Genomic DNA, 15108 nt, shown 5'->3' with positions numbered 1-15108 from the left:
AGTACCACCCGCGACGTCAAGGCGCCGGACGACAAATCGCCCGAGGTGCGGGCCGCCGAGACCCGGCAGCCCGACGCGCGGACCGCCGTGCCGGACGCGCCCGGCACCAAGGTCCCGACGGACAGCATGCCGCCGGCGCCCCGCGACGCGCAGGAGGCCGAGGCCGCCGGCGCCGCCGAGAACGCCCCCGCCGGTGACGGCAAGCCCGCCGGCGACGAGGCCGCGGCGCAGGAGCGCAACCTCAGGGAAGCGGAAGCGGGGGCCGGCGCGGGCTCCACGGCCGCGAACGACAGGGGGGCCCAGAAGTGACCACGCCTCGGCCGGAGACGCTGGCCAAGCTGACGCCGGTGCTGACCAAGCGCTGGCTGTCGCCGGACGCCTGGCGGATCGGCACCTACGAGAAGCTCGACGGTTACGCGGCGCTGCGCAAGGCGCTCCGGGCGCACCCGGACGACCTGATCCAGCTGATCAAGGACTCCGGCCTGCGCGGTCGCGGCGGCGCGGGCTTCCCGACCGGTCTGAAGTGGGGCTTCATCCCGCAGGGTGACGGCAAGCCGCACTACATGGTGGTCAACGCGGACGAGGGCGAGCCGGGCACCTGCAAGGACCTGCCGCTGATGACGCACGACCCGCACTCGCTGGTCGAGGGCGTGATCATCGGGTCGTACGCGATCCGCGCCAACCGCGCCTACATCTACATCCGCGGCGAGGCGGTGCACGCCGCGCGGCGGCTGCGCAACGCGGTGCGGGAGGCGTACGCCAGGGGCTACCTCGGGAAGAACATCATGGGCTCCGGGTTCGACCTGGAGCTGGTGGTGCACTCGGGCGCCGGGGCGTACATCTGCGGTGAGGAGACCGCGCTGCTGGACTCGCTGGAGGGCTTCCGGGGCCAGCCGCGGCTGCGTCCGCCGTTCCCGGCGACCCACGGCCTGTACGCCAGCCCGACGGTGGTCAACAACGTCGGCACCATCGCCAGCGTGCCGTACATCGTGCTGGGCGGGGCGGACTGGTGGAAGACCATGGGCACGGAGAAGTCCTCCGGGCCGATGATCTACTCGCTCTCCGGCCGGATCGCCAACCCCGGCCAGTACGAGTGCTCGATGGGCATCACCCTGCGCGAGCTGCTGGAACTGGCCGGCGGCATGCAGCCGGGTCACCAGCTGCGGTTCTGGACGCCGGGTGGCTCCTCGACGCCGCTGCTCACCGCCGAGCACCTGGACGTGCCGCTGGACTTCGAGGGGGTGGCGGCGGCCGGCTCGATCCTCGGCACCACGGCCACCCAGATCTTCTCCGACCAGGACTGCCCGGTCTACGCGACCTACCGGTGGCTGGAGTTCTACCACCACGAGTCGTGCGGCAAGTGCACCCCGTGCCGGGAGGGCAACTACTGGATGGTCCGGGTCTACCGGCGGATCCTCGCCGGCCAGGGCACCCACGAGGACCTGGACACCCTGCTCGACACCTGCGACAACATCCTCGGCCGCTCGTTCTGCGGTCTGGGTGACGGTGCGACCAGCTCGGTGACCTCGTCGCTGAAGTACTTCAAGCAGGACTACCTCGACTACATCGAGGGACGTACCGCTCCGAAGCTGTCGGACAAGCAGTTGGTGGGAGCCCACTAATGACTGATGTCGTCAAGGCCCCGGAAACCGTCACGCTCACCATCGACGGCGTCGAGGTCACCGCCCCCAAGGGGGCGCTGCTGATCCGGGTCGCCGAGCAGTTGGGCACCGAGATCCCCCGGTTCTGCGACCACCCGCTGCTGGCCCCGGCCGGCGCGTGCCGGCAGTGCCTGGTCGAGGTCGAGGGGCAGCGCAAGCCGGTGGCCTCCTGCACCCAGACCGTCGCCGACGGCATGGTGGTGCGTACCCAGCTCACCTCTGGCGTCGCCAAGAAGGCGCAGGAGGGGGTCATGGAGCTGCTGCTGCTCAACCACCCGCTCGACTGCCCGATGTGTGACAAGGGCGGCGAGTGCCCGCTGCAGAACCAGGCGATGTCCACCGGCCGGTCGGACTCCCGGTTCCACGAGCACAAGCGGGAGTACCCGAAGCCGCTGCCGATCAGCACCCAGGTGCTGCTCGACCGCGAGCGGTGCGTGCTCTGCCAGCGCTGCACCCGGTTCTCGGAGGAGATCGCCGGCGACAAGTTCATCGACCTGATGGGCCGGTCGTCCGCCGAGGAGATCAACATCTACCGGGACGAGGATTACGGCACAGCAGCGGACGGGGGCAGCGCCGGCTCGGCCTCCGCTGACGCTCCGGCCGACTCCGGCGATGTGCCGTTCAACTCGTACTTCTCCGGCAACACGGTGCAGATCTGTCCGGTGGGGGCGCTGACCGGCGCGCAGTACCGGTTCCGGGCCCGCCCGTTCGACCTGGTCTCCACCCCGAGCGTCTGCGAGCACTGCTCGGCCGGCTGCGCCCAGCGCACCGACTGGCGGCGCGGCAAGGTGCTGCGCCGGCTGGCCGGCGACGACCCGGCGGTGAACGAGGAGTGGAACTGCGACAAGGGTCGGTGGGGTTTCCAGTACACCCGTGCCTTCGACCGGCTCACCACCCCGCTGGTGCGCGATGAGAAGACCGGTGAGCTGCGCGAGGCGTCCTGGAGCGAGGCGCTCACCGTCGCCGCCGAGGGGCTGCGCGCGGCCCGCGACGGCGGGCAGGGCACGGCGGTGCTCACCGGCGGCCGGCTGACCGTCGAGGACGCCTACGCGTACGGGAAGTTCGCCCGGGTCGCGCTGAACACCAACGACATCGACTTCCGGGCCCGGCCGGTCTCCCGCGAGGAGGCCGACTTCCTGGCCAGCTCCGTCGCCGGCGTCACCGACGTGACCTACGCCGACGTGGAGAACGCGTCGGCCGTGGTGCTGGTCGGCCTGGAGCCGGAGGAGGAGTGCCCGATCCTCTTCCTGCGGCTGCGCAAGGCGTACCTGAAGAAGAAGCTGACGGTGTACGCGCTCGCGCCGTTCGCCACCCGCGGCCTGGAGAAGCTCGGCGCCAAGCTGGCCCGGGTGGTGCCGGGCGAGGAGGCGACGGTCCTCGCCGAGCACGACACGGTCGCCGAGGCGCTCGGCGCCCAGGGCGCGATCCTGATCGTCGGCGAGCGGCTGGCGAGCGTCCCCGGTGGCCTCTCCGCCGCGGCCGCCGTCGCCCGCCGCACCGGTGCGAAGCTGGCCTGGGTGCCGCGGCGCGCGGGCGACCGCGGCGCGGTCGACACGGGCTGCCTGCCCAACCTGCTGCCGGGCGGACGTCTGGTGACCGAGCCGGCCGCCCGGGCCGAGCTCGGTGAGGCCTGGGACATCGCGGCCGGCGTGATCCCGAGCCAGGCCGGCCGGGACACCGACGGCATCCTCGCCGCCGCCGCCAACGGCCAGCTCGGCGCGCTGGTGGTGGCCGGGGTCGACCCGGCCGACCTGGCCGACCCGCGACTGGCCGAGACGGCCCTGGACGCGGTGCCGTTCCTGGTCAGCCTGGAGCAGCGGCTCAGCGCGGTGGCCCGCCGGGCGGACGTGGTCTTCCCGGTCGCCCCCGTGGCCGAGAAGGCCGGCAGCTTCCTGGACTGGGAGGGCCGGCTGCGCACCTTCGAGGTGGTGCTGCGGACCGCCGCGATGACCGACGGCCGGGTGCTGGACGCCCTCGCCGCGCAGCTCGACGTGCGGCTCGGCACCGGTGACGTGCTGAGTGTCCGGCGGGAGCTCGGCGCGCTGCCGCGCACCCGCACCGACCGTCCCGCCGCCCCGTCGGTGGAGCCGGCCACCGTGCCGCACCCGCGGGCGGGCGAGGCGGTGCTGGCCACCTGGCACCAGCTGATCGACCTGGGCAGCCTCACCGACGGCGACGAGCACCTCGCCGGCACGGCCCGTCCGCCGGTGGTCCGGCTGGGCAAGGGCACCGCGGAGGCGCTCGGCGTCGCCGACGGAGACCCGGTGACGGTGGGCACCGACCGGGGGGCGCTGACCCTGCCGGCGGAGATCACCGAAATGCCGGACGGTGTCGTCTGGCTGCCGACCAACTCACCCGGTTCGACCGTGCGGCGCAGCCTCGGCGCGACGTCCGGCACGGTCGTACGGATCTCCGCTCCCGCGGCGACCGACGCGGTCGCCGCCGACGCGGCCGGTCGGCCGGGTCCGCTCCTCAACAATGCCGGGGGTGTTCGGTGAGCGCGAAGCGCCAGCGAGCGCAGCGAGTGAGCCCCGCAGTCGCGAACGAAAGGGGCGTCCAGTGAGCGCGATGTACCTCGCGCAGGATCCGACGCTGGCGGACTTCGGCCGGGACCCGTGGTGGCTGGTCCTCGGCAAGATCGTCTTTGCCTTCGCCTTCGGCCTGCTCGCCACCCTGCTCGGCGTCTGGTTCGAGCGGCGCGTGGTGGGCTACATGCAGGTGCGGCCCGGCCCCAACCAGGTCGGCCCGTTCGGCCTGCTGCAGACCCTCGCCGACGGTCTGAAGATGGCCTTCAAGGAGGACATCCTCCCCCGGGCGGCGGACAAGGTCGTCTACTTCTTCGCCCCGACCATCTCGGTGATCTGCGCGGTCACCGCGCTGTCGGTGGTGCCGTTCGGCCCGATGGTGAGCATCGCCGGCCACTGGACGCCGCTGCAGGTCACCGACGTGCCGGTGGCGGTGCTGGTGCTGCTGGCCTGCTCCTCGATGGGCATCTACGGCATCGTGCTCGGCGGCTGGGCCTCCGGCTCGACCTACCCGCTGCTCGGCGGCCTCCGCTCCAGCGCCCAGATGATCTCGTACGAGGTCGCCATGGGGCTGAGCATCGTGGCGGTGTTCATGACCGCCGGCACGATGTCCACCAGCGGAATCGTCGCCGCCCAGGCGAAGGGCACCGAGCTCAGCATCGGCGGGTTCGACCTCCCGGCCCCCGGCTGGTACGCGATCCTGCTGCTGCCGAGCTTCATCATCTTCTTCATCTCCACCGTCGGTGAGACCAACCGGGCCCCGTTCGACCTGCCCGAGGCGGAGTCGGAGCTGGTCGCGGGCTTCATGACGGAATACAGCTCGCTGAAGTTCGCCCTCTTCATGCTCAGCGAGTACGTCTCCATGGTGACCATGTCCGCGGTCACCACGACGCTCTTCCTGGGCGGCTGGCGGGCGCCCGCGCCGATCACCACCTTCTGGGCCGGCGCCAACTCCGGTTGGTGGCCGATGCTCTGGTTCTTCGCCAAGGTGGTCGCGCTGGTCTTCGTCTTCGTCTGGCTGCGGGGCACGCTGCCCCGGCTGCGCTACGACCAGTTCATGCGCTTCGGCTGGAAGGTGCTGCTCCCGATCAACCTGGTCTGGATCCTGGTGCTGTCGGGCCTGCGCTCGATCGAGGACTGGGACGCCCAGGGCAAGGGGATCGCCGTCGGCATCCCGGCCGGCATCCTGCTGATCGCCACGCTCTTCTGGCCGACCCGGAAGCCGGAGCCGAAGCCGACGCTCCAGGAGCAGGCCAACAACCGGCCGTACGGCAGCTTCCCGCTGCCTCCGATGGATCTGCAGGTACCACCGAGCCCGCGCACCAGGCGCGTGGTCGCCGAGCGGGAGCCGGCCAACATCGCCGCCGGCTCGGATGGGGAGGTGTGACGTGGGCGCGATCACCGGAACGTTCAAGGGCTTCGGGGTCACCTTCTCGCACATGTTCAGGAAGGTCGTCACCACCGACTACCCGTTCAAGCCGCCGGTCTCGGCGCCGCGCTACCACGGGCGGCACATCCTCAACCGGCACCCGGACGGGCTGGAGAAGTGCATCGGCTGCGAGCTGTGCGCCTGGGCCTGCCCGGCGGACGCGATCTACGTCGAGGGCGGCGACAACACCGACGAGCAGCGCTTCTCCCCGGGTGAGCGGTACGCCAGCGTCTACCAGATCAACTACGCCCGCTGCATCTTCTGCGGCCTCTGCATCGAGGCCTGCCCGACCCGTTCGCTCACCATGAGCAACGAGTACGAGCTGGCCCGGGACAACCGGCAGGATCTGATCTTCACCAAGGAGCAGCTGCTCGCGCCGCTGCTCGAGGGCATGGAGCAGCCGCCGCACCCGATGCGGCTGGGCGACAGCGAGAAGGACTACTACGTCGGCGCGCTGACCAACCCCGGGACGTCGGCCGGCGCGGAGCAGGCAGCCAACAACCCGGGCCGGTACCAGGTGGAGGAGCACCCCGGTGTGACCTTCCCCGGCGCCGAGCAGCACGCCCAGCGGGCCGCGGCCGGCAAGGGGGACGGGAAATGACCACGCAGACCGTGCTCGCCGCCGCGGGCGGAGTCTCCGGCGGGGAGCAGGTCACCTTCTGGATCCTCGCCCCGCTGGCGCTGATCGGCGCGATCGGTATGGTCGCGGCGCGCAACGCCGTGCACTCGGCGCTCTGGCTGGTGCTGACCATGCTCTGCCTGGGCGTGTTCTACGTGCTCCAGGCCGGGCCGTTCATCGGCATGGTGCAGATCATCGTCTACACCGGCGCGATCATGATGCTGTTCCTCTTCGTGCTGATGCTGGTCGGCCGGGACGCGTCGGATTCGCTGATCGAGACGCTGCGCGGCCAGCGAACCGCCGCGGTGGTGCTCGGGCTCGGCTTCGCCGGTCTGGTCGGCGGCGGCCTGTACCGCGCGCTGGGCGACACCACGGCGGTCGGCCTGGAGCAGGCCAACGCCGAGGGGAACGTGCAGGGCATCGCCCGGCTGCTCTTCACGAAGTACGTCTTCGCCTTCGAGCTGACCTCGGCGCTGCTCATCACCGCCGCGGTCGGCGCGATGGTGCTGGCGCACGTCGAGCGGCGCAAGGAGGACAAGATGGACCAGATCGCCACGATGCGGTCCCGCTTCGCCCCGGGCAACTACCCCGGCCCGAAGCCCGGCCCGGGTGTCTTCGCCACCTCCTCCTCGGTGGCCACCCCGGCCCGCCTGCCCGACGGCCGGCTGACCGAGCGGAGCACCCCGGAGATCCTGCCGGTGCGTGAGATGACCGACCGGGAGACCTCGCTGAAGGGGACGGACAAGTGACGCCGGACTACTACCTGGTGCTGGCCGCGGTGCTCTTCACCATCGGCGCGGTCGGGGTGCTCATCCGGCGCAACGCCATCGTGCTGTTCATGTGCGTCGAGCTGATGCTCAACGCGGCCAACCTGACCCTGGTCACCTTCAGCCGGATCAACGGTGACCTCAACGGCCAGATCATGGCGTTCTTCGTGATGGTGGTGGCGGCGGCCGAGGTCGTGGTCGGACTCGCGATCATCATGTCGATCTTCCGGACCCGACGCTCCGCGAGCGTCGACGACGCCAACCTGCTGAAGTACTGAGGGGCCCACCGGTGGAAGAGATTCTGACGAACGCCCCGGCGGAGCCGGCGGGAGCCGTCGCCTACGCGGCGGCGGACGGGCTGCTGGGCAGCGTCTGGCTGCTGGTGGCGATCCCGCTGGTCAGCGCGGCGATCCTGCTGCTGCTCGGCCGGCGGGCCGACCGCTGGGGGCACTGGCTCGGGGTGGCCGCCATCGGCGCCGCGTTCGTGCTCGGCCTGACCTACTTCCTCGGGCTGCGGGGCCTGGAGAACAAGTCCGTGGAGCTGAGCCTCTGGGACTTCATCACCGTCGGTGACCTGCGGGTGGACTTCGGTCTGCTCTTCGACCCGCTGGCCGCCGTCTTCGTGCTGCTGATCACCGGGGTGGGCTTCCTGATCCACCTGTACGCGGTCGAGTACATGGCGCACGACGCGGGACGCCGGCGGTTCTTCGCGTACTTCAACCTGTTCGTCGCCGCCATGCTCCTGCTGGTGCTCGGCAACAACTACGTGATGCTCTACTTCGGCTGGGAGGGCGTCGGTCTGGCGTCGTACCTGCTGATCTCCTTCTGGTACGAGCGGCCCAGCGCCGCCACCGCCGGCAAGAAGGCGTTCCTGATGAACCGGGTCGGCGACGCCGGCCTGGCGATCGGCATCTTCATCATGTTCGCCACCCTCGGCACCACCCAGTACGACGAGGTCTTCAACGGCGTGGGGTCGCTGACCGCGACCACGGTGCTGGTGCTCGGCCTGCTGCTGCTGCTCGGCGCGACCGGCAAGTCCGGCCAGTTCCCGCTCCAGGCGTGGCTGCCCGACGCGATGGAGGGCCCGACCCCGGTGTCGGCGCTCATCCACGCCGCCACCATGGTCACCGCCGGGGTCTACCTGATCGCCCGCTCCAACCCGATCTTCTCGGCCAACTCCACCCTCCAGCTCGTGGTGGTGAGCGTCGGCGCGCTGACCCTGCTGATCGGCTGCGTCATCGGCGCGGCCAAGGACGACATCAAGCGGGTGCTCGCCTGGTCGACGGTGAGCCAGATCGGCTACATGTTCCTCGGCGTCGGCCTCGGCGGCGCGGCGTACGCGCTGGCCATCGTGCACCTGCTGGCGCACGGCTTCTTCAAGGCCAACATGTTCCTCGGCGCCGGCTCGGTCATGCACGGGATGAACGACCAGGTCGACATCCGCCGCTTCGGCGGCCTGTCGAAGCACATGAAGATCACCTGGATCACGTTCATGATGGGCTGGCTCGCCATCATCGGCATGTTCCCCTTCTCCGGCTTCTTCTCGAAGGAGCCGATCATCGTGGCCGCGTTCGAGCGGGACGACTGGACGGCCTGGCTCTTCGGCACCGCCGCGTTGCTCGGCGCCGGGCTGACCGCGTTCTACATGACCCGGCTCTTCGTGCTCACCTTCCACGGCCCGAAGCGCTGGACCGAGGAGATCGAGCACCCGCACGAGTCGCCGAGGCTGATGACCATCCCGCTGATCCTGCTGGCGGTGGGCTCGGTCGGGGCTGGCTTCCTGCTCGCCACCTCGGTCCCGGACTGGCTGACCGCCACCGCCGGCCTGGACGTCGAGGAGGCGGGGCACGCGTCGGTCCTCCCGCACTGGCTGCTCACCGTGCTGTCGCTGCTGGTCACCGTGCTCGGCGCCGGGCTGGCCTGGTTCCTGTTCCGGGGCGGCACGGCCACCGCGCCGCAGCCGGCCGGGGTGCTGGTCACCGCCGCCCGCCGCAACCTCTACACCGACGCGATCAACGAGGCGGTCTTCGAGAAGCCGGGAATCTTCCTCACCCGGGCGCTGGTCTACCTCGACAACCGGGGCGTCGACGGGCTGGTCAACGGCCTGGCCGCGGGGATCGGCGGTGGCTCGGGCCGGCTCCGGCGGCTCCAGACCGGCTTCGTCCGGTCGTACGCCACCTCCATCCTGACCGGCGCGCTGCTGGTGCTGGCGGCGTTCCTGGCCGTCGAGGCGGGGTGGCTGGCGTGATCGACCTCTTCCAGGCGGCCGTCGTCGGCGGACCGCGCAGTGACGACGGAGGTAAGGCCGCATAATGTCCGACTTCCCGTTCCTCTCGGTGCTCACCGTGGCGCCGCTGGTCGGTGCCCTGGTGGTGGCCTTCCTGCCGCGCAGCCGGCCCGAGCTGGCCAAGCAGGTGGCGCTCGGCTGGTCGCTGCTGGTGCTGGTGCTGTCGGTGGTCATGTGGGTCACCTTCCAGGCGGGTGGGGACCGCTTCCAGTTCCGCGAGTCCTACCCGTGGATCCCGAACTGGGGCGTCAACTTCACCTTCGCCGCCGACGGCATCGCGCTGGTCATGCTCATGCTGATCGCGGTCCTGGTGCCGCTGGTGATCCTGGCGTCCTGGCACGACGCCGAGGCGTCGAAGCGGTCGGTGCCGGTCTACTTCGCCCTGCTGCTCGTCCTCGAGTGCACGATGATCGGCGTCTTCGCCGCCGCCGACGTCTTCCTGTTCTACGTGTTCTTCGAGGTCATGCTGGTGCCGATGTACTTCCTGATCGGCAGCTACGGCGGCCACCAGCGGCAGTACGCGGCGGTGAAGTTCTTCCTCTACTCGCTCGTCGGCGGCCTGTTCATGCTGGCCGCCGTGATCGGCCTCTGGGTGGTCGGCGGGAAGACCTTCGACTGGCAGGCACTCTCCCAGGTGGACATCACCACCGGCACCGAGCGCTGGCTCTTCCTCGGCTTCTTCATCGCGTTCGCGATCAAGGCGCCGTTCTTCCCGTTCCACACCTGGCTGCCGGACGCCGGCGGCGCGGCCCCGGCCGGCGCGGCGGCGCTGCTCGTCGGCGTGCTCGACAAGGTCGGCACGTTCGGCATCCTGCGCTACTGCCTGCCGCTCTTCCCCGACGCGGCCAGGTGGTTCGCGCCGTGGGCGCTGGCGCTGGGGCTGATCGGCATCATCTACGCCGCGCTGCTGGCCGTCGGCCAGAACGACCTAAAGCGGCTGGTGTCCTACACCTCGATCGCGCACTTCGGCTTCATCGGGGTCGGCATCTTCGCCTTCACCACCCAGGCGGGCACCGGTGCGGTGCTCTACATGCTCAACCACGGGCTCGCCACCGGCCTGCTCTTCCTGGTGGTGGGCATGCTGATCGCCCGCCGGGGCTCGGCGCTGATCAGCGACTTCGGCGGCGCCGGCAAGCTGGTGCCGGTCCTGGCCGGGGTGCTCTTCTTCGCCGGTCTGGCCTCGCTGGCGCTGCCCGGCACCGCGCCGTTCATCTCCGAGTTCCTGGTGCTGATCGGCACGTTCACGGTGAACAAGCCGGTGGCGATCATCGCCACGCTCGGCATCATCCTGGCGGCGGCGTACGTGCTCTGGATGGTGCAGCGCACCACGCAGGGCACGCTGAACCCGGCGCTCAGCGAGGTCGAGGGCATGCGGCGCGACCTCACCCTGCGCGAGAAGGTGGTGGTCGCCCCGCTGATCGCGCTGATCGTGCTGCTCGGCTTCTACCCGAAGCCGGTCACCGACGTGATCAACCCGGCCGTGCAGGCGACCATGCAGGACATCGGCAGCACCGACCCCGCCCCGACCTCGGGCGGCACCGTCCAGGAGGCGGCAAAGTGAGCGAGCTGCAACTCCCCTCGATCGACTACGCGGCGCTCGCGCCGACCCTGATCATGCTGGGCGCGGCGCTGCTCGGCGTGCTGGTCGAGGCCTTCGTGCCGCGGCGGCACCGGCACCTGGTGCAGCTGTCGCTGGCCCTGCTGGCGGTGCTCGCCGCGCTGACCATGGTCGTGCTCCACGCCGACGACCGGCTGATCACCATCGGCGGGGCGATCGCGGTGGACGGGCCGGCGCTCTTCCTCCAGGGCGCGATCCTGGTCCTCGCCGCGATGTCGCTGCTGCTCATCGGTGAGCGCTCGGTGGAGCGGGGCGGCTACTTCGTCGCCCAGGCGGCGGTCACCGCCGAGTCCGCCGAGGACCGGCGGCAGGCCGAGGGGCAGAACGGGGCCACCGAGGTCTACCCGCTGACCACCTTCGCGATCGGCGGCATGCTGATCTTCGTGGCGGCGAACGACCTGCTGACCATGTTCATCGCGCTCGAGGTCTTCTCGCTGCCGCTCTACCTGCTCTGCGCGCTGGCCCGCCGCCGGCGGCTGCTGAGCCAGGAGGCCGCGCTGAAGTACTTCATGCTCGGCGCGTACGCCTCGGCCTTCTTCCTCTTCGGCGTGGCCCTGGTGTACGGCTTCACCGCGGGCATCCCGGGCCGGTCGGCCGGTGTCGACTTCGCCACCGTCAACGCGGCCGTCACCGAGTCCCCGGCCAGCCCGCTGCTGCTCTTCGCCGGCATGGCGATGCTCTCCATCGGCCTGCTGTTCAAGGCCGCTGCCGCCCCGTTCCACGTCTGGACGCCGGACGTCTACCAGGGCGCGCCGACCCCGGTCACCAGCTTCATGGCCGCCTGCACGAAGGTCGCCGCGTTCGGCGCCCTGCTGCGGGTCTTCCACGTCGCCTTCGCCGACGCCCGCTGGGACTTCACCCCGGTGCTCGGCGTGGTGGCGGTGCTGACCATGCTGGTCGGCGCGGTGCTGGCGGTCACCCAGACCGACATCAAGCGGCTGCTGGCGTACTCCTCGATCGCCAACGCCGGCTACCTGCTGGTCGGCGTGCTGGCGCCGAACGCCGAGGGGATCTCCGGGACCATGTTCTACCTGGTCGCGTACGGCTTCTCGGTGCTCGCCGCGTTCGCCGTGGTGACCCTGGTGCGCGACGCCGACGGCGAGGCCACCCACCTGTCCCGCTGGGCCGGGCTGGGCCGGCGCTCGCCGTTCTACGCCGGGGTCTTCACCTTCATCCTGCTTGCCTTCGCCGGTATCCCGCTGACCAGCGGCTTCACCAGCAAGTTCGCGGTGTTCGGCCCGGCGCTCGACGGTGGGCAGGCGTGGCTGGTGATCGCGGGCGTGCTGACCAGCATGGTGCTGGCCTTCCCGTACCTGCGGGTCGTGGTGATGATGTGGCTCTCCGAGCCGGGCGAGTCGACCCCCACCGTCGCCGTGCCCGGCGCGCTGACCTCGGCCGCGCTGGCGATCGGTGTGATCGCCACCCTGGTCCTCGGTGTCGCCCCGGCGCCCCTGCTCGACCTCGCGACGGGTGCCGCCGAATTCGTCAGATGACCGACACTCCACGCCTGCGGGGGTCGGCACGCCACGGCGTGTCGGCCCCCGTTCCGTATCCCCCGCCCAGGGCAGGTCGAAGGGGTGTGGCATGGTTGATGGCGTGGTGAATCCGGCTGGCGAGCGTTCAGGTGCCACCGGCTCCGGCGGCCGCCGGAGCCGGGTGAGCACGAGTCAGTTCGGCGCGCTCGGCCTCTACCTCGCCGATCCCCGCGTCGAGGCGTCCGTGCTGGGTCTGCTGGAGGCCGTCGAGACCGAGCTGCGGGCCGGCGTGTCCAGCGCCGACCCGTTCGTCACCGAGGCCGCGCGGCACCTTGTGGAGGCCGGCGGCAAGCGCTTCCGTCCGTTGCTGGTGGCGCTGGGCGCCCAGTTCGGTGACCCGACCGGCGCGCAGGTCGTACCGGCGGCGGTGGTGATGGAGCTCACGCACCTGGCGACGCTCTACCACGACGACGTGATGGACGAGGCCGCCGTGCGGCGGGGCGCGCCGAGCGCCAACTCCCGGTGGACCAACTCCGTCGCCATCCTGGTCGGCGACTACCTCTTCGCCCGGGCCGCGGACATCGCGGCCGACCTGGGCACCGAGGCCGTACGCCTGCAGGCGCGGACCTTCGCCCGGCTGGTGCACGGCCAGATCGCCGAGACCGTGGGCCCCCGCCCCGGGGACGACCCGGTGGCGCACTACCTGCACGTGATCGCCGAGAAGACCGGCTCGCTGATCGCCACCTCGGCCCGGTTCGGCGGCATGTTCGGTGGCGCCACGCCGGAACACACCGAGGCGCTGGCCGGCTACGGCGAGACCATCGGCGTGGCGTTCCAGCTCTCCGACGACCTGCTCGACATCGCCTCCGAGTCGGTGCAGTCGGGCAAGACGCCCGGCACCGACCTGCGCGAGGGGGTGCCGACCCTGCCGGTGCTCTACGCGCTCGCCTCGGACGACGCCGACGCCGCCTCGGTGCGGCTGCGCGAGATCCTGGCCACCGGCCCGCTGACCGACGACGACCTGCACGCCGAGGCGCTCGGTCTGCTGCGGGAGAGCCCGGCGCTCAAGCGCGCCCGGGAGACCGTCCGCAGCTACGCCGAGGACGCCCGCGACCGGCTCAGCCCGCTGCCGCAGGGCCCGGCCCGCCGCGCCCTCGAATCGCTCTGCGACTACATCGCCGACCGCACCAGCTGACCACCGACCCGGCCCGCCCGGTGGAGGGCGGACCGTCGGCCCGTCAGTCGTGCTCGTAGAACTGGACCTGGATCCCCTCGCGGCGGACGGTCACGTCGGCGTGGTCGCCGAACGTCTCCACCAGCACGTCGTCGAAGCTGCCCGCTTCGAGAGCCTCGGCGAGGGCGTACGCCCGCTGGTAGCGGGGCTCGTCGTCGCCCCGGTACGGGCCCGGTCCCGCGGAGGCCCAGCGCCGGCCCCCGAGGCTCGGGTGCGGATTCGCGTATTCGCCCACCTGGAGGTCGTGCGGATCGGCCCCCGGCCCGTCGCCGGTGGTGCGCACCCACACCTCCTGGACGCCGAAGACGCACGGCTCGCCGTCGTTGAAGTAGGGGGTGTACTGCCGCCAGCCGAACTCGGTGACGGCTTCGTCGTCGAGCAGGGCGCGCAGCAGCGGCCGCAGTTCCTCCAAGGGGCGTTGCGGGACCCGGTGGCCCCGGGTGATCTTGCCCTCGACGGGGATGCCGAGGAAACTGACGTGGCTCACTGGTCGCCTCCGAGCAGGGTGGAGAGGGGCAGTTCCTTGCGTTGGGCACCGGACATCCAGGGGCGGATCGGCATCCCGGAGAGGTAGTCGGCGGGGCTGGGCAGCCAGCCGAGGTCCTCCAGCACGTGCCGCTCGGCGATCAGCCGCACCGGCACGCGCTTTCGCCCGACCCGCAGCGTGTCGCCGAAGATGCGCTGGCAGAGGTAGATGCCGGCGGTGTGGTGGTACATCGCGCGGTATCGGACGTCCCCGATGATCTGTTTCGAGGAGTCGATGAACTCCTCGATCGGCAGGTAGTCCTCGGGCGTGCCACCCCACTTGCGCGCCGCCGACTGGGCGTGGTGCCAGGAATTCATGATCGGCAAGGTAGCCGGGGACACCGACAGGATCGTGTCCGCGGGTCAGCGGCGGGTGAGCATCCGGCTGCCGGCCAGCATCAGGGCGGCGGCGAGGAGCATCGCCACGGCGGCGGCGGACCACATGGCCGGGTAGCCGGCGTGGGCGGCGAGCGCGCCGAGGCCCAGCGGGCCGAGGCAGCCCCCGGCGTACACCCCGGTCTGGGTGATCGAGGTGGCGGCGGCCGGGGCCTGCGGATGCAGCCGGACCACCGCGAAGTTCATCAGCCCCGGCCAGGCCCAGCCCAGGCCGAAGCCGAGCACCACGCCGAGCACCAGCGGCGCCGGCCCGCCCACCGCGAGCAGGGCCAGCCCCGCCGCACCGACCACCAGCATGCCGGCGATGAGGGCGACGTGCCCGGTGGCCCGCCGGTCGGCGAGCCAGCCGACGGAGATCCGGGCGGCGACGCAGACCGCGCTGCCGAGGGTCAGGGTCAGCCCCGCCAGCCCGGGTGCCAGCCCCCGGTCGACGGAGGAGTCCACCACGAAGGTGCCCAGCGCGTTCGCGGCGGCCGCGGCGAGGGTCGCGGCCACCCCGACGACCACCAGGGCCGCCGTGGCCCGTCCACCGCGGGAGGCGGCGGCCCTGGTGGCCGGGCGGGCCTCCCGCG

At 71.4% G+C, this 15108-nt stretch carries 13 protein-coding genes and 1 pseudogene; 11 read left to right on the top strand and 3 right to left on the bottom strand.

From position 1 onward, the window contains the following. The 11 genes and pseudogenes from NCC78_RS15290 to NCC78_RS15240 all read left to right on the top strand — a co-directional run. Positions 1 to 309, top strand: a pseudogene (locus NCC78_RS15290) (NADH-quinone oxidoreductase subunit NuoE); the annotation flags it as partial. Then, positions 306 to 1622 carry an NADH-quinone oxidoreductase subunit NuoF gene (gene nuoF, locus NCC78_RS15285; RefSeq protein WP_250795195.1) on the top strand — a complete coding sequence of 439 codons (1317 nt, stop codon included), beginning with the start codon at positions 306 to 308 and terminating at the stop codon, positions 1620 to 1622. The pseudogene NCC78_RS15290 and the gene nuoF, both read left to right, overlap by 4 nt. Beyond that, positions 1622 to 4159: an NADH-quinone oxidoreductase subunit G gene (locus NCC78_RS15280; protein ID WP_250795194.1), complete on the top strand. Its 2538-nt coding sequence runs from the start codon at positions 1622 to 1624 to the stop codon at positions 4157 to 4159. The genes nuoF and NCC78_RS15280 overlap by 1 nt, the downstream gene beginning before the upstream one ends. Before the next feature lie 70 nt (positions 4160 to 4229). After that, on the top strand, positions 4230 to 5573 hold the full coding sequence (gene nuoH / locus NCC78_RS15275) for an NADH-quinone oxidoreductase subunit NuoH (RefSeq protein ID WP_250795196.1): 1344 nt from the start codon (positions 4230 to 4232) through the stop codon (positions 5571 to 5573). 1 nt (position 5574) lies between these two features. Then, positions 5575 to 6216 (top strand): NADH-quinone oxidoreductase subunit NuoI, encoded by a 642-nt coding sequence (gene nuoI, locus NCC78_RS15270; protein ID WP_250795193.1) that lies wholly within the window; start codon positions 5575 to 5577, stop codon positions 6214 to 6216. After that, a complete protein-coding gene (locus NCC78_RS15265) occupies positions 6213 to 6983 on the top strand; it encodes an NADH-quinone oxidoreductase subunit J (protein WP_250795192.1) in 771 nt (256 codons plus the stop codon). Before nuoI ends, NCC78_RS15265 begins: the two co-directional genes overlap by 4 nt. Further along, positions 6980 to 7279 carry an NADH-quinone oxidoreductase subunit NuoK gene (gene nuoK, locus NCC78_RS15260; protein WP_145774797.1) on the top strand — a complete coding sequence of 100 codons (300 nt, stop codon included), beginning with the start codon at positions 6980 to 6982 and terminating at the stop codon, positions 7277 to 7279. Before NCC78_RS15265 ends, nuoK begins: the two co-directional genes overlap by 4 nt. Positions 7280 to 7290: 11 nt before the next feature. Beyond that, on the top strand, positions 7291 to 9249 hold the full coding sequence (gene nuoL / locus NCC78_RS15255; protein ID WP_250795191.1) for an NADH-quinone oxidoreductase subunit L: 1959 nt from the start codon (positions 7291 to 7293) through the stop codon (positions 9247 to 9249). A gap of 64 nt (positions 9250 to 9313) precedes the next feature. After that, complete coding sequence (locus NCC78_RS15250) at positions 9314 to 10849, top strand: NADH-quinone oxidoreductase subunit M (RefSeq protein WP_250795190.1); 1536 nt, start codon at positions 9314 to 9316, stop codon at positions 10847 to 10849. Beyond that, entirely contained in the window at positions 10846 to 12399 is a 1554-nt protein-coding gene (gene nuoN / locus NCC78_RS15245; RefSeq protein ID WP_250795189.1) for an NADH-quinone oxidoreductase subunit NuoN, read from the top strand. Before NCC78_RS15250 ends, nuoN begins: the two co-directional genes overlap by 4 nt. 91 nt (positions 12400 to 12490) lie before the next feature. Beyond that, positions 12491 to 13576: a polyprenyl synthetase family protein gene (locus tag NCC78_RS15240; protein WP_250795188.1), complete on the top strand. Its 1086-nt coding sequence runs from the start codon at positions 12491 to 12493 to the stop codon at positions 13574 to 13576. Positions 13577 to 13619: 43 nt separating this feature from the next. Here NCC78_RS15240 and NCC78_RS15235 read toward each other — a convergent pair whose 3' ends face one another. The 3 genes from NCC78_RS15235 to NCC78_RS15225 form a co-directional block, all read right to left on the bottom strand. Next, positions 13620 to 14102, bottom strand: a complete 483-nt coding sequence (locus NCC78_RS15235; RefSeq protein ID WP_250795187.1) for a hypothetical protein — start codon at positions 14100 to 14102, stop codon at positions 13620 to 13622. Further along, on the bottom strand, positions 14099 to 14458 hold the full coding sequence (locus NCC78_RS15230; RefSeq protein WP_250795186.1) for a DUF6915 family protein: 360 nt from the start codon (positions 14456 to 14458) through the stop codon (positions 14099 to 14101). The genes NCC78_RS15235 and NCC78_RS15230 overlap by 4 nt, the downstream gene beginning before the upstream one ends. A 45-nt stretch (positions 14459 to 14503) precedes the next feature. Further along, positions 14504 to 15108: MFS transporter (locus NCC78_RS15225; RefSeq protein ID WP_250795185.1), on the bottom strand; the 605-nt coding region annotated here is incomplete at its 5' end.

The sequence above is a fragment of the Micromonospora phytophila genome, from assembly GCF_023656545.1.
GTDB classification, from domain to species: Bacteria; Actinomycetota; Actinomycetes; order Mycobacteriales; family Micromonosporaceae; genus Micromonospora; species Micromonospora phytophila.
Note: the sequence above shows the minus strand (reverse complement) of the source record. Positions and strands in the feature narration are given on the sequence as shown.

Bases quoted from the DNA above. Each gene is read 5' to 3' on its own strand.
- NCC78_RS15280 (WP_250795194.1), top strand. From the start codon at position 1,622: ATGACTGATGTCGTCAAGGCCCCGGAAACCGTCACGCTCACCATCGAC.
- nuoH (WP_250795196.1), top strand. From the start codon at position 4,230: ATGTACCTCGCGCAGGATCCGACGCTGGCGGACTTCGGCCGGGACCCG.
- NCC78_RS15265 (WP_250795192.1), top strand. From the start codon at position 6,213: ATGACCACGCAGACCGTGCTCGCCGCCGCGGGCGGAGTCTCCGGCGGG.
- NCC78_RS15250 (WP_250795190.1), top strand. From the start codon at position 9,314: ATGTCCGACTTCCCGTTCCTCTCGGTGCTCACCGTGGCGCCGCTGGTC.
- NCC78_RS15240 (WP_250795188.1), top strand. From the start codon at position 12,491: ATGGTTGATGGCGTGGTGAATCCGGCTGGCGAGCGTTCAGGTGCCACC.
- NCC78_RS15230 (WP_250795186.1), bottom strand. From the start codon at position 14,458: ATGAATTCCTGGCACCACGCCCAGTCGGCGGCGCGCAAGTGGGGTGGC.